We start from the raw sequence: 21,604 nt of genomic DNA on the forward strand, positions 1-21,604 counted from the left end.
ACAATGGCACACGACAGGGAATTTCAAAGGAAGCGCAAAGATACCCGGATGCCGGTGCGTGATTCCCACGGGGAGGATCAACCGGCAGCCAGGCAGACCGAACAGGATTTTGACCTGCGCAGGGCACGGGACACCCCTTCTTCTGTCAACGGCAAGACACACAGGCAGGACATCCCTGTACAGACGGAATTTTCCCATCTGTCACCGGAAACACCGGCGTCCTTGCTGGAACAGGGCGAAGCGTATGCAACCGCTTTGGATGGTTTTTCGGAACACTTTGAGACACCGGATGCTACCAGGACAGCGCCCCCGATACAGGACAACGTGCGAAGCAATTTCCGGCAGGAGGCTTCCAGGCGTTCTTTTGTAACAGAGGATGTGACAGACCATGATACCGGAAAATATGCTCCTTCTTCCGAAGGCTCAGCCCCACCGAACGGCACAGACAGATCCGGTCAGGAACACCGTTACCGAACACACCAGCATGGGAACAAATATCAGCAGCGTTTTCAGGAAGCGGCACAGGCGGAGGAACAGGCAGCGCAGAAGGAAAAGGGTATGGATAGCGAACCGCCGAAAACATCCAAGCTGGAATTTACTGCGGATGAACTACCGCCGGAGACAAAGGATAAAAAGCTCACCCATGCAAGACGGAAGGCGGAACGGACTGCACAAAAAGCAGAGCAGGCGCAAAATCGTCTACCTGCCCGGAAGAAACTGCGCATGGAGACGGTTTCCGACCCGGAGACCGGAAAAGCCAAAAAACACTTAAAATTTGAAAAGGAGGTCAAATCCCAAAAGGTCCATGTAAAAGGACCTGTACCCCTGCGTCCGGTCAAGGCGGGCGCCAATACTGCCATTGGTTACGCTCATAAAAAGATTTATGAGGCAGAGGATGAAAATGTGGGCATCAAGGCAGCCCACCGCTCTGAACTTGTGGGCGAGGCAGGGCTTCGCACGGCATATCACCGGCATAAAACTGCCCCCTACCGAAAGGCAGCGAAATTACAGCAAAAATCAGCAAAAGCAAACGCAAGACTTGCTTACCGGCAGGCTCTTAGCGACCACCCGGAGCTGAAGAAACATGCGATTGCCCGGATATGGCAGAAACAAAAACTGAAAAGGCAGTATGCCAAGGCTGCCCGTGAAGCCGGGAAACAGGCAAAAAATGCCGCAGTCGCAACAGAGAGGGTCAGCGTCGGTATTGTCCATGCGGTCAAACGGCACCCTGTAATCTGCCTTGTCCTCCTGCTTCTCCTTTTGGTAATTTTCCTGATCACATCCCTGTTTTCCACGTTCTCCAATATCGGGACCGGCGGTTTGGGAAGTCTGGCTGCTTCTACCTATCTTGCAGATGATCAGGACATCAACCAGGCGGAGCTTACCTATACCGAATGGGAAACGGATCTGCAAATGGAAATAGACCGGGTGGAATCAGACCGCCCCGGCTATGACGAATACCGGTATAACCTGGGCGCAATCGAGCATGACCCGTATGTGCTGATGGGGTATCTGACTTCTGCTTATCAGGGATTTACTTACGATGAAGTGGAAAGCGTGCTGCGGCAGCTTTTCCAGGAACAATATACCCTGTCCTTTTCAGAAGAAACCGAGATCCGTTACCGCACCGAAACTTCCGTTGATCCGGAAACCGGGGAAGAAACCCAGGAGGAAGTGCCTTATGAATGGCGCATCTTAAATGTCAAGCTCACAGTCACACCTCTAGAAAACCTGGTCGTTTCCCGGATGAACGCAGACCAGAAAGAGATCTGCGAGATCCTGCTGCAGACAAAAGGAAACCGCCAGTATGTCAAAAATGTCTTTGGCACCAACTGGCTCCCTTATGTGACCAGTTATTACGGCTACCGGGTACATCCCATCAGTGGGGAAAAGAACTATCACACCGGTGTGGACATCGGGATGCCGGAGGGCACAGAGATCCTTGCCGGGCATGACGGAACGGTCACCCTTGCGGGAAATGCCGGCGGTTATGGCTTGTGTGTCGCTATTGAAGGCGAGGCATACGAAGGACATACCCTGACGACCAAATACGGGCACTGTTCCCAGATCCTTGTTTCTGCCGGGCAGGAGGTCAAAGCCGGGGATGTGATCGCAAAGGTCGGGAATACCGGAAATTCTACCGGGGCCCACCTGCACTTAGAAGTCCTGGTTGACGGCCAGTATTTGAATCCCCTGTATTTTGCCGATACCGGCGATACCAGCGAACGGCACCTGCCGGAAGTTGGTTCAGGCGGCACAGGAAACTACTTCGATTATGACATTCCACCGGAAGCCCTTGCGGATGAACAGTTTGCCGCAATGATGGCCGAGGCGGAAAAATATCTTGGCTATCCGTATGTATGGGGAGGCGCAAGCCCTTCCACTTCCTTTGACTGTTCCGGCTATGTGTCCTGGGTGATCAACAACTGCGGCGTTGGCTGGAATTTCGGAAGGCTGACCGCGGATGGTCTTTTAGGTGTATGTACGCCGGTATCAAGTGCGGATGCAAAACCGGGCGACCTGATCTTCTTCCAGGGGACCTACAACACCAGCGGCGCAAGCCATGTAGGGATCTATGTGGGAAATGGAATGATGATCCACTGTGGAGACCCGATTTCTTATGCAAACATCAATACAAGCTACTGGCAGCAGCATTTTTATACATTTGGGCGTCTGCCTTAACAGATTGGAGGTAATAAATTGAATCCTAAAATTGAAAAACTGGAAAAGGAAATTGAAAAGACCAAAACAAGGATTGCGGAAATGCAGGCAAAGCTCCATAAGCTGGAGGAACAGAAAACAGAGCTGGAAAATACCGATTATGTAGCGGTGGCGCGCAGTTTCAAACTGACGCCCCAGCAGCTTGCGGATTTTTTGAAATCACAGCAGGCAGCCCCTTCGGAAACTGTTTTACCGCAGGAGAAGGAGGATGTGCATGAGGCTTAAAAAACTTTCCCTGCTGCTGGCGCTTACGCTTCTTGTAAGTGTCAGCGCATTACCTGTAACGGCTCATGCCGGCGGTTCCAAAGACACCACACCGCCAACGCTGACTGCTTCCATGGAGGGCGATGCCCTGAAAATAGAAAGCAGTGACGATCTATCCGGCGTGGAGGCGGTCTTTGTTGATGAAAACCGTATCAACTCCCTCACCGACGGGAAAGCGTCGGTCGCACTGAAAGATTATGCCGGAACAGAAAAACAGGTAAGCATATACGCAAAAGATTATGCCGGCAACCGTTCTGATGTGGTAAAGCTGGATAATCCGTATTACAAAGAACCGGCTCCTGAAAAGAAACCTGCTACGACAGCACCCCAGAGTCCGTCCGGTACACAGACAAAACCGCCTAAGGAAGAAAAACCTTCCGGCTCAAACGCTGCAACCCCTTCCGGCGGCGGAAATTCTTCCGGTTCAGATAACAGTACCGGACAGCAGGAAAATACTTCTGCGATCCCGGAAGGTGCATTTACCCCGGAAGGCACCGGAACGGTACAGGACAACATCAGCGGTACGGATGGGGAAAAACAGTTTTACACCATCACTACGGACGCGGGCAATGTCTTTTATCTGGTGATCGACGGGAAACGGGAAGATAACAATGTCTACTTCTTAAACGGCGTCACAGAGTCCGACCTGATGGCACTTGCAGAAAAGAACAATGGCAGCATGAGCATGATCCCCCAGGAAGAAAGCTGTAACTGCACAGAAAAATGTGAGGCAGGAAAGGTTAATACCGGCTGTCCGGTCTGCAAAAATGACTTAAATGGCTGCAAAGGAAAAGAAAAGCCGGCGGAAACTGAAAAACCGGCAGAACCGGAAAAGCCGAAGAAAGAAACCGGCAGCGTCGGCACGATCCTGTTTATCCTTGCTGCCTTACTTGCGGTCGGCGGGATCGGTTACTATGTAAAAATCGTGCGTCCGAAACAGCAGGCCGAGGACGATGCGGAATTTGAGGATGACGGTTATGGCGAAGGCTTTGACCCGGATGAGGCATACGGGGAACCGGAATATCTTTCCGAGGATGATTTTGACGACAAGGACAGCAAATAAGGCTGTCCTTTTAGATTTTATGAAAGTGAGGATTTTTTCATGGAACATATCATAACCAGACGCCGCGGCTTTCGCAAGCTGTTGGCGTTTTTGCTTTGTATGGCAAGCATTTTGGGGCTTCTTCCGGCTCAGGCTTTTGCCATGTCTGTCGGACAGACGGCAAGCTCCTGGCTGGGCGACCAGTATGTGGGCTCTGATGGGAACCACTACCGTGCCCCGGCGCCTTACACTTATCTTGCCTACCATGCAGACGGAACCATCGATGTACACACCAGTTCCGGGGGCAATGCTTACCGGCACTATATGCTGACGGATTCTGACGGGATCAGCCACCAGGTTTACTGTGTGGAGAGCGGGATTCCTTACCATACTTCGGAAAATACCTATGTTTCGGAAAGCGGGACCAACAGCCAATACCTGAACCTGCTTCCTGCCGAGGCAAGGAGGGGGATCACCCTGACTGCGATCTATGGCTGGAAACCCGGTGCGGCGCTCCCTGTTTCCGGAATCAACGAGGATGACTATAAGATGGCAACCCAGATCATCCTTTGGGAATACCAGCAGCAACTTAGAAGCGATCCGTACAACCGCCACGGAAACGGCCACGCAGACGCCGACCAGTATTTCAGCGTGATCGCCGGACGACCGGCAGAAAAAGCCTATGACTGGATTCTTGCACAGGTCGCTTCCCATTCCACAGTACCTTCCTTTACTTCTTCTAAGAAAAGCGAAGCACCGGAACTGGAACTGAAATGGGATGTAGAAAAAAAGGTCTATACCCTGACGGTCACAGATACCAATAACTTGAAGATCGATCTGGAGGCTTTGAAAGGCAGCGGCGTTTCTGTGACAAGAAACGGAAATGAATACACCTTTACCAGCAGGCAGATGATGATGGACCCGGTGCTGTTTGAATTCCGAAAGAATATCCCGGTGGCAAACGACATGCTGATCTGGGGCAGACCCGGCTACCAGACCATGATGACCGGCGCCAGCGATCCGGTTTCCTTCTTTGTAAAATTCAAAACGGAAACTTACGGTACCGCAAAACTTGTCAAGACCAGTGAGGACGGCATTGTTTCCGGTATCACCTTCCATATCTCCGGTACGGACATTTTGGGAAATGAAGTCAATGAGGAAGTTACGACCGGAGAAAACGGCCAGATTGAAAAGAAGCTCCTGCCGGGAACCTATCTGGTAAAAGAACTTCCGGTGGACCGCTATGTGACCCCTTCCGCACAGTACGTGACCATTGAAAGCGGGCAGACTTCTTCGGTACATTTCAGCAATATTCTGAAGAAATTTCGCGTCCATGTGGTAAAGAGTGATGCTGACACCGGAAATGCTCAGGGGGATGCCACGCTTGCAGGGGCGGCCTATGGGATCTTCCGTGATGGCGAACTGATCGACACTTATACTACCGGACCGGATGGCAGCTTTATGACCCGCTATTATGTATGCGGGGATGGCTGGACGATCCGGGAAATCGAACCGAGCACCGGGTATCTTCTGAATGAAACCATTTATGAAGTGGGTGCATCCCCTTCCCTGTATGAAGTGGAACTCAATACCACAGAAAATCAGGTGACGGAAACGGTTATTTACGGAAATATCCAGCTTGTCAAGCACACCGATGACCTGGACCCGGATGTGCCTGAGGGCGAAAATACCGACGATCCCAATGCTGGTATCATCGAACGCCCGGAAGCAGGCGCAGTCTTTGAAGTTTACTTAAAGGCAGCCGGGAGCTATGACGCGGCAAAGGAAAGTGAACGTGACCTTCTTACCACGGATGCGGATGGTTTTGCTTCCAGTAAACCGCTTCCTTATGGACATTATACGGTCCATCAGATCGCAGGCGAGGAAGGCAAAGCCTTTGTCCCGGACTTTACGGTATTCATTTCCTCTGACGGAAAGACTTACAGCTATATCCTGAACAACCGCACCATCACAGCCCGTCTGAAAGTTGAAAAATGTGACGCAGAGACCGGAAAGATTATCCCTGTGACCGGAACCGGTTTTCAGATCAAGGATCTTTCCACCGGGGAATTTATCACCCAGACCGTCTACTATCCGAACCCGGAAACACTGGATACCTTCTATGTTTCTGACGAGGGCTGGCTGATGCTGCCGGAGCCTTTGGCCGCCGGGGATTATGAACTTTATGAGGTGGCTGCCCCTTATGGCTATGTGCTTTCCGATCAGCCGGTACCGTTTACCATTGACGGCAGCGAGGCGGTTGTGACGGTCACTCAGTACAATATGCCGCAGAAAGGCCAGCTTACCATCACAAAGACCGGAGAAGTATTTGCTTCTGTCCAGGAAAACGACGGACTGTACCAACCGGTATATGAGGTTGCCGGACTTCCTGGAGCGGTCTATGATGTGATCGCAGATGAAGATATTTATACCGGTGACGGTACCTTGCGGGCAGAAAAAGATACGGTTGTGGAAACACTTACGACCGGCGAGGACGGCACAGCGAAAAGCGGGTCTCTCTATCTTGGCCGTTATCGTCTGGAGGAACGTCAGGCGCCTTCCGGCTGTGTGTTGAATCCTCAACCGGAATATGTGGAACTGACCTATGCGGGTGAGACCGTAGAGGTTACACAGACAGCGGCCGGTCTTTATGACGAACGCCAGAAAGTGGATGTCACACTTTTCAAGGCAATGGAGACCGATGACCTGTTCGGTCTTGGCATGAACGAGGAATATAAGGATATTTCCTTTGGACTTTATGCTTCCGCAGACCTGACGGCGGCAGATGGCAGCGTAATCCCGGCAGGTGGACTTCTGGAAGTGGTCTCTGTTTCGTCTGAGGAATCCGGCGGTTACAGCGCTTCCTTCGCTTCCGACCTGCCTTTTGGCAGCTATTATGTCAAGGAACGCACAACCAACGGCGCCTATATCCTTTCGAATCAGGAATATCCGGTTGTCTTTGAGTATGCTGGTCAGGAAACCGCCCTGGTACAGATCCTTGTCAATGAAGGCGAGGCTGTTTCCAATGAACTTCTCCGTGGGCGTGTAGACGGTGTAAAAGTCGGGGAAAACCCGGAAGGCGGCGAGGATGTCACGCTTGCCGGTGCGCTCATGGGTCTGTTTAGACCTGATACCGAAGAATTTACTGAAGAAAATGCGCTGCTTACTGCTATTACCGGAAAAGACGGCAGTTTTTCCTTTGAGAACATTCCTTACGGACCCTGGATCGTCAAGGAGATCTCTGCCCCTGACCTTTATACGGTAAGCCCGCAGCAGCACCATGTATATATCGGTGCAGACGGACAGCATATCGAGATCCGTGTGGAAAACACCCTGATCCGCGGCAGTGTGCAGGTAACTAAAACCGAAGCTGTGGAGGAACCGTCCCCTGTGGAAAAGGAGGATAAGAAAGACAAGAATTCTTTCCTGCGCTTCCTGCCCGGTGCAGTGTTCGACCTGTATGCGGATTCCAACGCCAACCAGGAATATGATCCTGACGATCAAAAGATCGGTACGCTGAAAGAAACCGATGCAGGCTATCATACGGCGGAAAACCTTCTGGCTGGCGGCTACTTTATCAAAGAAAGCAAAGCGCCGGAGGGCTATCAGCCTGACTCAAACGCTTACTATTTTTCCATCACAGAAGATGGACAGGTCGCAGTTGTGGAAAATGGAGAAGCCGGGCACGGATTTACCAATGAGGCTTACCGCGGCAACTTAAAGATCACAAAGGATTCCAGCGACGGGCGCAAAGATGGTTTTGCCATCGAGGTTAAGAGTGCGGACGGCTCCTACTGCGAGACATTCACCACTCCAAAATCCGGCGTGATTGAAGTTAAGGGCCTTCGTGTCGGTATTTATACCGTAACAGAAGTTGCAAACCGGGCAAGCAAGGATTACATCATTCCTGATGCCGCTACGGTGGAGATCAAGGCAGATCAGACATCTACGGTCCAGTTCTTTAATGAAAAACCGGAAAAGCCGGATAACCCAAAGAACCCGGAAAAGCCTTCTGTTCCCTCCAATCCTTCCACCCCTCAAAAGCCGGTACCGCAGACCGGGGATGATCCGTATATTTTCCTGTATGGCGGACTGCTGGCAGCCGCACTGATCGGCGGCAGCGTATTTGCTGTGTATTATTTCAAAAAGGGAAAATACAGCAGGACTTCCCTGAAAAGAACGGCTGTCGGGGTTTCTGTCCTTTCACTCTGCGTTCTGGTGGCTCTTGGCAGCGGTTTTTTGGTGTTCCGTGACTTGAACCAGTATGCTGAGAGTAAAGATGCCTATCGAGATCTTGCCGGATATGTGGAAGTGCCGGAGCAGACAGCTTCCCCGGAGTCGGCACCCGATCCGACAGAACCAAAACGGGACGATACCGATATTGTCCTGCCTTCGGTAGACTTTGAAACGCTCCGTGAAAATGGACCGGACATCATCGGATGGCTTTCTCTTCCTGATACGGTGCTCAATTATCCGGTGACGCAGACCGACAACAACGAGTATTACCTGAACCATCTTTATGACGGGACCTATAACAAGGTTGGCTGCCTGTTTGCCGACTATGAAAACCGGGCAGATTTTTCAGACCGCAATACGATCATTTACGGTCATAATATGCGGGATGGTTCCATGTTTGCCTTGCTGAACCGGTACGATGAACAAAGTTACTTTGATACTCACAGGCAGATGTATCTCGTTACTCCGAAGGGGGGTTATGTCATGGAGATCTTTACGGCATTTGCAGCAAAACCGGAAGAATCCGGCAGTAAAACTTCTCCCTGGCAGCTTTCCTGGAAGGATGACGGTGCTTATACTACCTGGCTTACAGCTATGAAGGAACGTTCTGCGGTGGAAAGTGATGTGACTGTGACCTGCAGCGATAAGGTACTGACCCTTTCTACCTGTACGCCGGGCGGCACAGGACGCTTTCTTGTCATGGGAAAACTCGTGAAAGTAGATAACGAAATATAGATTTTAGACGGTGCGGGGGCAAAAGCTCCCGCACCTGCTGTTTACAAGGAGGATTTTATTTTATGGTAAATACCATGATTTCCATTCCCGGCTATGTCCATCTTTACCGCTCGCTTTTGCGGTTTTACGACATGCCGGAAAATGAAGTCCGGGAAATGCTCTATCTTCTGAATACGGCAAACCTGGACTGCTATGAGTATTATCACCCGGACCGCAGTGTGATCCAGAGCGGACCGGTCGCTTTTTGCGGATGGCTGGAAACGAAAGACTGCCGCCCTTACCGCACAGAGGTACAGCTTTACAAATCGCTGCTGTTTTTGAAGCGCAGCATTGACCGTGACCTGATCGTATCAGCTCAAAGGGAGGCTCTGCAAACCCTGCGCTGTATTATCTCCAATCTGGAATACCGCTTTTATAAAGCCTATGGCATGGAGATCGAGGACAAACGCACGGTCTATGGGGAATGTACCTACCGTCTGGTTCCCAGGGAGGATGAACCCAGCGTGTGCCTGATGCACGACTGGATCTACCTGCCAACTGCCTGATGTCACGAATAATATATAAAATATGTGACATATATGAAAACTGTACTGCCTTGCAAAATTTTTGATTTTTGATGTATAAATCAGATTTTTAATGGGAACACTCAAAATAAGAGGAATAGGACCTATTGCAATCATGTCACGAATAATATATAATATTCGTGACATGAAGGGAGGCGGTATTGTGGACAACGGATATACAAAACGAATACGAGAGCGTGTTCTTTCTCTTGAAGATGGAACTGTTTTTGTGATGTCTGATTTTGCGGATATTGCAGATACATCCACTATTCGTCAAAGTTTAAGCCGTTTAGTGCAATCAGGAACATTGCGCCGTATTTTGAAAGGAGTTTATGAAAAACCAAAATATAGCAAACTTCTGGATGAATATGTGGCGGCAGACCCGGAAGCGGTGGCGAACGCATTGGCACGAAGTTATCACTGGACGATTGCCCCATGTGGGAATACAGCATTGAACCTGTTAGGTCTTTCAACACAGGTAACAGCAGTATGGTCCTATATCAGCGATGGTCCATATAAGACCTACGAGTGGAACTCTACAAAGCTGGAATTTAAGCACCGGACCAATAAGGAGATTACCGGATTGTCCTATATGACAAGTTTGGTTATACAGGCATTAAAAACGCTTGGCAGATCGAATGTTACGCCAGAAGTCATACAGATGCTTTCCGAAAAACTGACAGACAAGGATAAACAGGCTTGTTTGAAGGAAGCAACCGAGTCTACGGATTGGGTTTACGATACGATACGGCAGATTTGTGGAGGTGAAAAGGTACAATGAGAAATATAGCAAGACTTTCAGATAACGACCGCAGGGAGCTGTTCAGAAATACAGCAGATAAAATGGGGCTGAATGATGCCATCGTGGAAAAAGACTTTTGGGTATGTTTTACGCTGGATTATTTATTTCACCGCTCACCATGGAAAGAGTCCATCACCTTTAAGGGTGGTACCAGCCTTTCAAAAGCCTTTCACCTGATCAGCCGGTTTTCAGAAGATATTGATTTGATTCTGGACTGGCGTGTATTGGGATATGGCAAAGATGAACCATGGGAGAAACGTTCCAATACAAAACAGGATGCTTTTAACAAAGAAGCCAATGTGCGTGCAGAGGTATTTCTGTCCGAAACATTCTGCCCGGCAGTCAAAGCCGGCTTATCCCAGGAAATCGGTTGTGAAGCAAATGTCTACATAGATGAAAAGGATAAACAGACGGTCATTTTCGCCTATCCGCACCTTTTTACGAATACGGCGACTTTACAGGTGATCCGTTTAGAGATTGGTGCGCTGGCAGCGTGGACTCCTGCAAAAACAGCGCTGATCGAACCATACGCGGCAAAATATTATCCGAAGATTTTTGAGCAAAAAGAAACCGCAATCCTTACCGTTGCCCCGGAACGGACCTTCTGGGAAAAAGCCACAATCCTGCACCATGAAGCGAACAGACCGGAACATTTGGAAATGCCGCAGCGGTATTCCAGACATTATTATGATCTCTACCGCATGGCTGCAACACCGGTTAAAGAAGCTGCTTTTTCCAGGCTTGACCTCCTGAAGAAAGTTGTAGATTTCAAAATGAAATTCTATCCCAGATCATGGGCGAAGTACCCGGAGGCTGTGCCGGGCACATTAAAATTACTCCCGCCGGAATATCGGTTTGCAGCATTGGAAGCGGACTATAACTCTATGCAGGATATGTTGTATGGGGATGTTCCGACATTTGAGACAGTCATAGCAGCGGTCCAGGAACTGGAAAAAGAGATCAATACACTATAAACAATTACATATCCATTTATTTGCCGGCTATTCTAAGATGCTTTAGAATAGCCGGTTTCTTGTTTTCAAAGGAGGGATGCTATATTACGCAAAATGAAGTCAATGCCGTTTTTGACGAACAGGTGCGGCTCTGTGCTGATACCTTGAAACGGAAAACCAAAGAATACACCGGGGATGACCCGGACCGGCTGGGTGCATTTAAGGCAGCGGCAGCTTTACAGCACACAACGCCCCAGCGTGCCCTTGCCGGTATGCTGGCAAAGCATATTGTTTCTCTATACGATATGTGCTTTGCCGAAGAAGTGGTTTATCCGATGGACACATGGGACGAAAAGATCACAGACAGTCTTAACTATCTGTTCTTACTGAAAGCGATTGTAAAGGAGGGACATACCAATTAAACAGATTGAAGTAAAAATTTTGAACTGCCAGGCGGTAGCGGAAGCAGAAAAAAACATGGTCTTTGCGGCAAGGCTTACCCAGCAGGGACATAAGATTGCCTCAATGGACGACCTGATGGAGCTCTACGAAAAATCATTCAGCGTTCAGACAGTAGCAGCTATGGGGGCGCTTCCCCATCCTACCATCCAGAAATTTGCGGTGATCACGGTAGCCATTGTCGGCGCCAGCAGGCGTTTTCTGGCGCAGATCACCCGCCACCAGAACGAAGTAAAATTTATGAGTGCATCGCTGCAGTACAGCAACTATACGGGACAGGCGGATTTCGCTGTCCCGTATTCTATTATGACGGCTCCGGCAGTGGTACGGGAACTGTACTTAAAAAGCTGTAATGAAAGCATGAAATGTTATGAAGCCCTGTGCACTGCCGGAAGCGGGCACGATGCGGCCGGCTATGCCACGCCCCAGGGATTGCGGAATGTACTGCTCATCAGCGCCACCCCTTATCAGTGGAAACATATCATCAGCCAGCGGGTATGCCGGAGAAATACAGATGAAACAAGGATCGTGCTGCTAAAGGTCTGGAAAGAACTTTATGAACTAAGCCCTACTTTGTTTGCCCCATCACTGACCGGGCCTTTTTGTCAGATGGATCGATGTCTGGAAGGGAAAATGACCTGCGGACGAAAACTGCAGGCAAATATGACGCCAGAGGATATTTTGGAAAAAGATTATCCTGCTCTTTGGGAAGGAGACTGCCGATGAAAATAAAACTGATCGACTTTGGCGTACCGGAGCACCAGCGTCCTTACCGTCCGCATGGCAATGATGCCGGAGCGGATGTTTATCTGCCCTATGACTGTACCTTACAGCCCGGAGAAATCGCCAAAATTCCTTTGGGTTTTGGACTGGAAATACCGGATGGATATGCGGGATATATCTTTCCCCGTACCAGCATGGCGGTAAAAGGTCTGGTCTGTGAACTGCCGCCTGTGGATTCCGGCTACCGTGGAGAGATCCATGCGATCATCAGCAATGTAAGCAATCAGGCGCAGTCTCTTTTTAAGGGAGCCCGTATCGGGCAGCTTGTGATCACGCCGATCGTCATTGCGGATTTTGTAACCGATCTGGGAACAGAACGAGGAACCGGCAGCTTTGGCAGTACCGGCGAATAGAAAAAGGCTGTTTGGAGAACAGTTTTTGAATACTTATCGGTATAGGGAGCGGACATTTCGAGAACATTATAAAATATAATAAAGAAAGTCACGAAAAAAGCGGCCATTACCGTGACCGCTTACTTTCTGCTATTGAGTTCTTTCATAATACCGAGGATATATTGCATGGATTGAGGATCAAGCTGTCTTGCCTCTGCAATGAATTCCTTTAAGGTTTCCGGGTAGGTATTTCCTTCATCAAAGAATTCCTGCGGTGTCACACCCAGATATTCGCAGATGTAGAAAAAAGACTGCATAGCGGGAAGTGACTTTTTATTCTCAATATTATTGATGTAGTTGTTTGCCTGACCTAACGATAAAGACATATCGCGTGCGGAAACTCCTTTTTGTGTCCGCAGCTTCGCTAATCGTTCCGGGACAAAATCTTCATACATCGCCTTCACCTCCCATTCTGTAATAGATTGTACCTCACGCCCCTTTATTATCCGCAAAAGGAAAAAGGGTATTATCGTTGACTTGCTAAATTAAATCTATTACTATATGAAAAGTGAAGAATTTTACCTATCAGATGGAGGGATGACCGATGAAAGGAAAGACTTGCTGTGTTACCGGACACAGGGATTTGCCGCAGAATGAGATCAACAAAATAAAAGCCGCTTTGGAACATGAGATCGATGCTGCCGTTACAGATGGATTTACCTGTTTTATGAGTGGCTTTGCAGATGGCGTGGATCAGTATTTTGCAGAGCTGGTGTTGGAAAGAAAGCAGACTAATCCGGCGCTGGAGCTGATCGCAGTGATCCCTTACCGCAAACGTCTGGACAGCCTGAATAAGAAAACAAGAACCCGTGAACTGCTGGAGGCTTGTGCGGATGTTGTTGTCATACAGGAAAAATATCTCCCAAGCGTCTACTCCCACAGAAACCGCTATATGGTGGAGCACTCCGACCGAGTGATCGCTGTATATGACGGACGGGAAACCGGCGGTACGGCAAAGACGATCCGCTTCACCCATCGGATGAAAAAGGAACTGCGGGAAATCCCGGTTGGAGAGATCGTCCTGCCGGATCACTTGAAACCAAAAACAAAATAGATACCTGTTGATGCGCTCACTTTGAAGTGGGCGTTTTTCTTTACCCATTTTTAGGAGGAATGCTTATGTGGAACCTGATTTCACATTTCCTTACCTTTGCCGGAGGAATGGCTTCCGGCGTTATGTTGATGTGTCTTATGCAAACCGGAAAACTTGCGGATAAAGAATTTGAAACTATGAAGGAGGAATAAAAATTGAAACTTGTGATTGCAGAAAAGCCCTCTGTTGCTATGTCACTGGCAGCAGTATTAGGCGCAACGGAAAGAAAAGACGGTTATCTCGAAGGTTCCGGCTATCTGGTGAGCTGGTGCGTGGGACATCTTTTGGAACTGGCACAGCCGGAGGCTTACAAAGAACAGTACGCCAAATGGCGGTATGAGGATCTTCCGATCCTACCGGAAAACTGGAAATATGAAGTGCCAAAGGATAAGAAAACGCAGCTTGCCCTTTTGTGCCGATTGATGAAGGACAAACGGGTGGATTCCGTGGTATGCGCTACGGATGCCGGACGAGAAGGAGAACTGATCTTCCGTCTGGTCTATGAATATGCCGGATGTAAAAAGCCTATGGAGCGCCTTTGGATTTCCAGTATGGAGGATGCGGCGATCCGTGAGGGCTTTGACCATCTCCACCCCGGCAGTGATTACGATAAGCTCTATGATGCGGCGGTCTGCCGGGCAGGAGCCGACTGGCTGATCGGGATCAATGCCACCCGGCTTTTTTCTGTCCTGTATGGTGTCACCCTAAATGTCGGCCGTGTTATGTCACCGACACTGGCACTTTTGGTACAGCGTGAGTCGGATATTGAATCCTTCATCAGTAAGCCTTTTTATGTGCCGGAAATCACCTGCGGAGGTTTTACTGCTTCCGGCGAAAAAATGACGGAACGATCCGAGGCTGAAAAAATCCGTATGGACTGTGACCACAACTCCGCTTTTGTGCGTTCTGTGGAAAAGCAGGTAAAAACTATACAGCCTCCCCGCCTTTATGACCTTACAACTCTGCAAAGGGAATGTAACCGTATTTATGGCTATACGGCTCAACAGACCCTTGATTATGTGCAATCTCTCTATGAAAAGAAGCTGGCAACCTATCCGAGAACGGACAGCCAGTATTTGACGAAGGACATGCAGGCAACCGCCGCTTCCCTGATCCTGTGGCTGCGTGACAATATGACCTTTGGAAAAGGCTACGCCGGAGAGCCGGACATTGACCGGGTAACAGATGACAGCAAAGTGACTGACCACCATGCCATTATCCCAACTGTGGAAATCGCACGGACAGACCTGTCAGAGCTTCCTTCCGGGGAGCGGGATGTGCTTACCCTGCTTGCCGTCAGACTGCTTTGTGCCACAACGCAGGTACACCGATTTGAAGCGGTCACCGCTATATTGGACTGCCAGGGATATACTTTTACGGCAAAAGGAAAGACTATTTTACAGTCCGGCTGGAAAGAGGTGGAACGGATTCACCGTATGAGTATCAGGCAGAGTGAAACGGAACACAAAGAAAATGAAGCTGTCGCTCTCCCTGTGCTGCAGGAAGGACAGACTTTTGAAGCTGTATCAGCAAGTCTCCGTGAAGGGAAAACTTCACCGCCGAAACACTATACGGAGGACACACTGCTGTCCGCTATGGAGACTGCCGGTGCGGAAGATATGCCGGAAGATGCCGAGCGTAAAGGATTGGGTACTCCGGCTACCCGTGCGGCAACACTGGAAAAGCTGGTTTCTGCCGGATTTGTACAGCGAAAGAAAAAGCAGCTCATTCCTACGGAAAAAGGAAAGAACCTGATCGCAGTCCTGCCGGACAATATCAAATCTCCCATCTTAACTGCAGAATGGGAATCCATGCTGAAACAAGTGGAACATGGCGAACTGTCGGCAACATCTTTTATGGATCAGATTGCAGATATGAGCCGGACGCTGGTAAAAGAACATACTACCCCGGAAGAACGTTTTGCGGATCTGTTTCCTTCTTCCAAAGGAACTGCACACGAAGCCGTGGGGGTATGTCCCCGCTGCGGTGCCCCGGTATTTGAAGGAAAGAAAGGTTTTTTCTGCGGCAACAGGGAATGTTCTTTTGCTCTTTGGAAAGATAACCGTTTCTTTTCCAGCAAGAAAAAATCTATCACAAAGTCTGTGGCAGCGGCTCTTTTGAAAGAGGGCCGCATTTCTATGTCCGGGCTTTACAGTGAAAAAACAGGAAGGACCTATGATGCGGAAGTGATTCTGGATGATACCGGCGGTAAATATGTGAATTTCAAGCTGGAATTTCCAGTAAAGAAAGGCAGGCGTAAATGAGCGATCGAAAAACCTTTGAATATGGCGGTTATCACTTCACGCCCATACGAAAATTTCACAAAAAAGAAGGCGACTTTTTCGCCATATCGAAACGGCTGGCAAGTGACCCCAACTTAGGGCTGTGTACCTATCAGGATCGGCAAAAAGCACCTTATGATTACAAAGACTTTTATACCGTTTCAACAGACAAAGAATGTGATATTTTCCGCTGCGAAGAAAATGGATTGTTGTATGTACCAGGAAAAAATGAACTTTTTATTTACCATGAACCAAAACAGAAAAAGCGGAACTCTATCGCCGATGCCCTTTCACAGCCCAGGAATGTTACTGATACAACCGAAATTTCCAGCGGTCGGCAAAGCAGAGCCCCGGAAAGGTAGGCGTTATGGCGGAGAGAGAATTGAACCGCTCGGAGCGGGCTACGATCCGAAAGCTGGTTACGGAGCTTTGCGCCAACTATGACTCCCAGGATAAGATCTGCCTTCCTCTGGACAGCCCTTGTTACATGCTGAATAAATGGTGGACCGGTGCTTATTGCAGGTACTTTGAAAAAGCGGTGCTGCCGGTGGATGCAGCACTGGAATCAGCCATTACCGGCGAGGACACCTCCATGAGACAGAAAATATGCCCTGTGTGTGGAAAGGCATATCTTCCTACAACCAGCCAGGCATATTGTTCCGCTGCCTGCCGGGTCTATGCAAGACGGAAATCCGAGCGGGAACGCAAACGCCGGAAGCGGCAAAACCAACCATGATATGTCCGCAACTTAGCCTTAAAAGTCCTTGATTTTCAAGGGCTTTTTGCACCTGTTTTCAAGGGAGCTGTATAAGAATACTCCGGTGCTTTGAAATGAGGTTAAGTTGCAGACAAAACATATATTTTAACAAAAACGATAGGAGGCGATTTTTTGAATATCAACACGATTACCGCGGAGGACCTTCGCCGCATGCCGGATAAGGAAGGACTGATTTTACAGGGCTGTGGCGGGGATCTGACAGAGTGGGTGGACGGGATCAATGAAATGCTGACAAAAGCAGGCATATTGAAAGATGGCTGTCAGTTTGAGAATGTGGCTGCTTTTCAGCACGGCGAACTGACCTGTCTGCTTTACCCGTTTGATGATGTGAAACTGGATATAGGAAAACTTGCCCTGTGGCGTTTACAGACCCATGAAGTCTATGGCGGCACATGGCTGTCGGACTTTGTGCCGAATTATTTAGGCGGATTTATAGAAACACCGGAAGCGTTGGCAGATAAACCGGATTGTCCGCTGATCGGAGCAGATGGGAACATTTTTAATCTGCTGGGTATTGCTTCCCGTACTTTGCGGGAGCATGGTTTGAAAGAACAGGCAAAAGAAATGTCTGATCGGGTATTTGTTTCCGGCAGTTATGGAGAAGCGCTCTGTATCATTGGCGAATATGTCAACATCACAGATTCCGAACCGGAGCATAAGAATTCTCTCCGTCAGCAGCTAAAGGCAACAAAACCGGCAGACCCAGTAAAAAAGCAACAAACTTCCAAACAGCAGGAACGATAAGGAGGGATGCGAAATGGAAAGGAAACGGACCTATGGTGTATGGGCAGTACGAAGCAGCACTTCTATTTTCGGACCGGCACAAAGCTGGTGCAAGGAAAATGGAAAACCGTTGGAGTTTGATACCAAAGCTGCTGCTGAAAACTATGCAAAGGAAGCCAACGAACATACGACAGCAAATGTCCGATACTATGTGAAAGAAAAAGAACCGGAGCCCGGTGCTGTTCGGAAAGGAACATCTCAATCGGAGCTGGATGCACGCAGCCATGAAGAAGTGATACCAAGAAATGATGCAGCGGAAAAACAAAATGAGATTCCGGGCAGACAGATTCCTTCTCAAACAGATCCGCTGGTAGAAATCCGCTCTGCGGTCCATAGTAATTACGCGGGTATGGTCGCTATGCTGGGTGCGGACAACCGTGTGTATTTGGGGCGTGAGGAACGCTGCCATTACCAGAATATGCAGCCATCTTACTATGACAATCAGGACGGTTCCCTGTGTTTTGTCTGTGATCAGCCCGACATGTACTATTTTCTCTATGGAGAAGGCTGGGCGCATACCCAGGCGGAAATGCTGGAACGAGGGCTTACCCTGCGCCAGTATGAAGAATTTGCAAGACTGCAAAATGGGGTCCTTGCACAGTTTACCACCCAAAGAGAAATTCTGTTTGCCGGACAGCCATTTCAGGCGCCGGAGAGTTATCTGCGCAATGCGGAACTTTATGAGGAAGGTCAGACCGGCAACTACAATATGCTGGATGGCAGGCTGAACAACGAACCTCCTGTGCGCCCGGATCTGACAGACGGACAGACGGATGAAGAAATCCGGGAGCTGGTGCCGGAAGCAAAGCCGTCTTTGATGGACCGTTTGAAAGCAGACAAACCGGAGCATGAAGCAAGGCAGATGATCCCTCCTGTGCCGGAAAGGGAACGCTGATGGCCGAGGTAAGATTTGAGGATGTAGATCTTCTGGGTGCTCTTTCCCGTATCGTAGATCTTCATACCCAACATTATAAAGAGGACTTTGACCTGGATAAAGAACTAATCTCAAAACTGGCTGTGTCAGAACGTTCAGAGGATAAACAGCTTCTTTGGATGTCACGCTCCTGCGGAACCTATACCCTGCGCGAACGGGAAGTTTATCTGGATGGAAGCCATGAAAATAAAGTGTGGCGGTTTTACCATGAACAGACAAATGATCCAGTTTTGGCTTATGCCATCTCTTCGAAAGAAGTCAGGGACGGAAAAATATTTGGCGATCTCTATCCGCTAAATTATAGAGAACATGTGGAACGGATGAAAAAGCTGACCTGTCCAATCGGAAATGTAGCCGTTGCATTTGAGGATGGAAATGTTATCACGATTCCCTATCAGGAACGGAGACAGCTTATGAACCGGCTTATGCCAGAGCATGGAGTCCCTAAAACAATGACTTATCTGCCGGAAAATGAGCCGGAGCTGATGATGATCCTAAAACGGGAACGCTTCAAACGCAGCTATCATGCGACAGCCGGAAATCTGGAGGAATATCTTGATAAGCTGGAAAAGACCACCCTGCGGGAAAAACTCAAAAGAGCAAAGACGGTGGTTTCAACACAGGAGGTCTCATCTCATAAAAGAGGGTTGGAACGATGAAGGGCAGGCATAACAAAAAATCCGTCCGCGTCGAATTTGTCATGTCCGAAGCGGAGGCCGAACTGGTAAAAGAACGCATGGCGGAACTTGGCATTACCAACCTGTCGGCATATCTGCGAAAGATGGCCGTAGACGGTTACATCATTCACCTTGATATGGGAGACATTCAAGAAATGATCCGACTTCTCCGCATTTGTTCCAATAACTTAAACCAATATACCAGACGGGCCAATGAGACCGGCAGTATTTATGCCGCAGATATAGAGGACATCCGCACCCGTCTGGACAGCCTTTGGGATGGCATGGATAAACTAATCCGGGGATTTGCAAACATTTCATAAACAACCGGAAAGCCGTTGCTTTCTTTTTGCCGTCACGGTAAAATTTTTATAAGGGCAGATGCCCTTCTGAAAGGAGGCAAAGCGTATGCGTTTGATAGGTAAATTACTGGCACTTCCCTTTATGCTGGTTACGGGGATTCTTTATCTGGTATGTAAATTTTTAGTGGTTTTTTCCGGTGCGGTACTTGGGATTCTTTCCGGGATCATCTTTCTGGCGGCATTGGTGCTGTTCTTTGTCGCAGGTTTTTTGCCGGGTCTTGCATGGCTTATGATCGCCTTTCTTATCAGTCCATACGGTCTGCCTCTGGCGGCTGCATGGCTGGTAGGGATCATTGGCGGGGCAAACAGTGCCTTAAAGGATTTTATATTTGGTTAAGCAGATTTGGCGGGGCGCATAGGCAGCCCCGCTCTTTTTCTGCAATTATAACTTCTCTGATTGAAATTAAGTTAAGGAGGTGACGAAAATAGCGACCACAAGACTGATGCCTCTGCATGTAGGAAAAGGTCGGAATATCTCTACTGCGATTGCAGATATTATTGATTATGTAGAAAATCCGCAGAAAACCGATTTTGGAAAATTCATTTATGGCTATGAGTGTGATACCCGGCTTGCTGATGCAGAGTTTCTTCTGTCCAAACGACAGTATGCAAATCTGACCGGCAGAAATCAGGGTGCAGATGATGTGATCGCCTACCATCTCCGTCAGGCATTTAAGCCCGGCGAAGTTACGCCAGAAGAAGCTAATCAGATCGGCAGGGAGCTGGCACTGAAGCTCACAAAAGGAAACCATGCCTTTGTTGTCTGCACCCATGTGGATAAGCACCATGTCCATAATCACATCATTATCAACTCTACTACACTGGACTGTCAGAAAAAATTTCGCAACTTCTGGGGTTCTACCTGGGCAATCCGGCGAATGAATGACAAGCTGTGTTTGGAACATGGACTTTCGATTGTAGAAAATCCGAAACCCAGCCGGGAGCATTATGGCACATGGCTGGGGAATAAAAAGCAGCCTTCCTTTCAGGAGCAGATACGCATTGCTATTGATGCTGCATTAGAGGAAAAGCCAAAAGATTTTGAGGAACTTCTACAGAAGCTGGAAACTGCTGGGCTGGAAGTCAACCGTGAAAGAAAACATCTTCGGTTCCGAGTTCCGGGACAAGAAAATTATACCCGATGCGATACGCTCAAAGGCGATTATACAGAACAAGCCATCAAAGAACGGATTGCCGGTACACGGACAGTAAAACCCCGCCATGCCTTTTCTAAAAAAACGGTTTCCAAAGTTGGATTGCTGGTTGATATTGAAGTTGCAATCCGTTCCGGCAAGGGCCCTGGTTATGAGCGCTGGGCAAAAGTGTTCAACCTAAAGCAGCTTTCTCAGGCAGTGCTCTACTTAAAAGAACATGGCGATATGGGTTATGAGGATCTTCTGGAAAAAGCCAACGCCACTACCACTAATTTCAATACCTTATCCGTTCAGATCAAAGATCTGGAGTCAAAAATGAACGCCAATGCCGAGCTGCAAAAACAGATCGTAAACTATGCGAAAACGCGGGCTGTCTATGTAGAATATCGCAAAGCCGGGTACAGCAAAAAATTCCGAACAGAACATGAAGCTGAAATTCTGCTGCACCAGGCGGCAAAGAATCATTTTGACGAGCTGGGAATCAAAAAGCTCCCCTCTGTCAAATCTCTCCGGGAGGAATACACCGATCTTCTGGAACAAAAACGGAAAGCCTATTCTGCCTATAAGCAGGCCAAAAATGATATGAAAGAA

Annotated in this window: 22 protein-coding genes; 21 read left to right on the plus strand and 1 reads right to left on the minus strand. The window is 48.8% G+C overall.

Annotated elements, in window-relative coordinates:
* Positions 1-3 precede the first annotated feature (3 nt).
* From ABHC48_RS00135 to ABHC48_RS00180, 10 genes are all read left to right on the plus strand, one after another.
* The gene (locus ABHC48_RS00135; protein WP_117552647.1) at positions 4-2,682 is read left to right on the plus strand and encodes a CD1108 family mobile element protein; all 2,679 of its coding nucleotides are present in this window, start codon (positions 4-6) and stop codon (positions 2,680-2,682) included.
* A gap of 18 nt (positions 2,683-2,700) precedes the next feature.
* The gene (locus ABHC48_RS00140) at positions 2,701-2,946 is read left to right on the plus strand and encodes a DUF4315 family protein (RefSeq protein ID WP_117505244.1); all 246 of its coding nucleotides are present in this window, start codon (positions 2,701-2,703) and stop codon (positions 2,944-2,946) included.
* A complete protein-coding gene (locus tag ABHC48_RS00145; RefSeq protein ID WP_117468867.1) occupies positions 2,936-4,048 on the plus strand; it encodes a DUF4366 domain-containing protein in 1,113 nt (370 codons plus the stop codon). The genes ABHC48_RS00140 and ABHC48_RS00145 overlap by 11 nt, the downstream gene beginning before the upstream one ends.
* Before the next feature lie 39 nt (positions 4,049-4,087).
* A complete protein-coding gene (gene srtB / locus ABHC48_RS00150; protein WP_117552648.1) occupies positions 4,088-8,998 on the plus strand; it encodes a class B sortase in 4,911 nt (1,636 codons plus the stop codon).
* Between the two features lie 62 nt (positions 8,999-9,060).
* Positions 9,061-9,543, plus strand: coding sequence for a hypothetical protein (locus ABHC48_RS00155; protein WP_015542949.1), 483 nt, complete (start codon positions 9,061-9,063; stop codon positions 9,541-9,543).
* Between the two features lie 133 nt (positions 9,544-9,676).
* Positions 9,677-10,342, plus strand: coding sequence for a DUF6088 family protein (locus tag ABHC48_RS00160; RefSeq protein ID WP_179960456.1), 666 nt, complete (start codon positions 9,677-9,679; stop codon positions 10,340-10,342).
* Positions 10,339-11,337, plus strand: a complete 999-nt coding sequence (locus ABHC48_RS00165) for a nucleotidyl transferase AbiEii/AbiGii toxin family protein (protein ID WP_064785857.1) — start codon at positions 10,339-10,341, stop codon at positions 11,335-11,337. The genes ABHC48_RS00160 and ABHC48_RS00165 overlap by 4 nt, the downstream gene beginning before the upstream one ends.
* A gap of 59 nt (positions 11,338-11,396) precedes the next feature.
* Positions 11,397-11,738 carry a hypothetical protein gene (locus ABHC48_RS00170; RefSeq protein WP_223385985.1) on the plus strand — a complete coding sequence of 114 codons (342 nt, stop codon included), beginning with the start codon at positions 11,397-11,399 and terminating at the stop codon, positions 11,736-11,738.
* Positions 11,734-12,501, plus strand: a complete 768-nt coding sequence (locus tag ABHC48_RS00175; RefSeq protein WP_199596375.1) for an FAD-dependent thymidylate synthase — start codon at positions 11,734-11,736, stop codon at positions 12,499-12,501. The genes ABHC48_RS00170 and ABHC48_RS00175 overlap by 5 nt, the downstream gene beginning before the upstream one ends.
* Positions 12,498-12,911: a deoxyuridine 5'-triphosphate nucleotidohydrolase gene (locus ABHC48_RS00180; protein WP_005361111.1), complete on the plus strand. Its 414-nt coding sequence runs from the start codon at positions 12,498-12,500 to the stop codon at positions 12,909-12,911. Before ABHC48_RS00175 ends, ABHC48_RS00180 begins: the two co-directional genes overlap by 4 nt.
* A 119-nt stretch (positions 12,912-13,030) precedes the next feature.
* On the opposite strand, the gene ABHC48_RS00185 is transcribed toward ABHC48_RS00180, so the two are convergent.
* Positions 13,031-13,345 (minus strand): helix-turn-helix transcriptional regulator, encoded by a 315-nt coding sequence (locus ABHC48_RS00185; protein ID WP_005361112.1) that lies wholly within the window; start codon positions 13,343-13,345, stop codon positions 13,031-13,033.
* A gap of 149 nt (positions 13,346-13,494) precedes the next feature.
* On the opposite strand from ABHC48_RS00185, the gene ABHC48_RS00190 reads away from it, so the two are divergent.
* The 11 genes from ABHC48_RS00190 to ABHC48_RS00240 all read left to right on the plus strand — a co-directional run.
* Complete coding sequence (locus ABHC48_RS00190) at positions 13,495-14,004, plus strand: SLOG family protein (RefSeq protein WP_055158503.1); 510 nt, start codon at positions 13,495-13,497, stop codon at positions 14,002-14,004.
* A gap of 65 nt (positions 14,005-14,069) precedes the next feature.
* On the plus strand, positions 14,070-14,195 hold the full coding sequence (locus ABHC48_RS00195) for a DUF3789 domain-containing protein (protein ID WP_081017347.1): 126 nt from the start codon (positions 14,070-14,072) through the stop codon (positions 14,193-14,195).
* Positions 14,196-14,198: 3 nt separating this feature from the next.
* Entirely contained in the window at positions 14,199-16,307 is a 2,109-nt protein-coding gene (locus ABHC48_RS00200; RefSeq protein WP_055156921.1) for a DNA topoisomerase 3, read from the plus strand.
* Positions 16,304-16,687: a hypothetical protein gene (locus tag ABHC48_RS00205; protein WP_025580944.1), complete on the plus strand. Its 384-nt coding sequence runs from the start codon at positions 16,304-16,306 to the stop codon at positions 16,685-16,687. Before ABHC48_RS00200 ends, ABHC48_RS00205 begins: the two co-directional genes overlap by 4 nt.
* A 5-nt stretch (positions 16,688-16,692) precedes the next feature.
* A complete protein-coding gene (locus ABHC48_RS00210; RefSeq protein WP_055156923.1) occupies positions 16,693-17,061 on the plus strand; it encodes a cysteine-rich VLP protein in 369 nt (122 codons plus the stop codon).
* Positions 17,062-17,214: 153 nt separating this feature from the next.
* Positions 17,215-17,847 carry a hypothetical protein gene (locus tag ABHC48_RS00215; protein WP_117552649.1) on the plus strand — a complete coding sequence of 211 codons (633 nt, stop codon included), beginning with the start codon at positions 17,215-17,217 and terminating at the stop codon, positions 17,845-17,847.
* Positions 17,848-17,860: 13 nt separating this feature from the next.
* Positions 17,861-18,781: a DUF4316 domain-containing protein gene (locus ABHC48_RS00220; protein ID WP_117552650.1), complete on the plus strand. Its 921-nt coding sequence runs from the start codon at positions 17,861-17,863 to the stop codon at positions 18,779-18,781.
* A complete protein-coding gene (locus tag ABHC48_RS00225) occupies positions 18,781-19,479 on the plus strand; it encodes a hypothetical protein (protein WP_117552651.1) in 699 nt (232 codons plus the stop codon). Before ABHC48_RS00220 ends, ABHC48_RS00225 begins: the two co-directional genes overlap by 1 nt.
* Positions 19,476-19,820, plus strand: a complete 345-nt coding sequence (mobC, locus tag ABHC48_RS00230; RefSeq protein WP_117552652.1) for a plasmid mobilization relaxosome protein MobC — start codon at positions 19,476-19,478, stop codon at positions 19,818-19,820. Before ABHC48_RS00225 ends, mobC begins: the two co-directional genes overlap by 4 nt.
* A gap of 85 nt (positions 19,821-19,905) precedes the next feature.
* Complete coding sequence (locus ABHC48_RS00235; protein ID WP_117552653.1) at positions 19,906-20,196, plus strand: CD1845 family protein; 291 nt, start codon at positions 19,906-19,908, stop codon at positions 20,194-20,196.
* 79 nt (positions 20,197-20,275) lie between these two features.
* Positions 20,276-21,604 (plus strand): relaxase/mobilization nuclease domain-containing protein (locus tag ABHC48_RS00240; protein ID WP_347505117.1); only part of this gene is annotated, 1,329 nt, incomplete at its 3' end.

Source organism: Ruminococcus sp. 1001136sp1 (assembly GCF_039841815.1).
Lineage (GTDB): Bacteria > Bacillota > Clostridia > Lachnospirales > Lachnospiraceae > Blautia_A > Blautia_A faecis.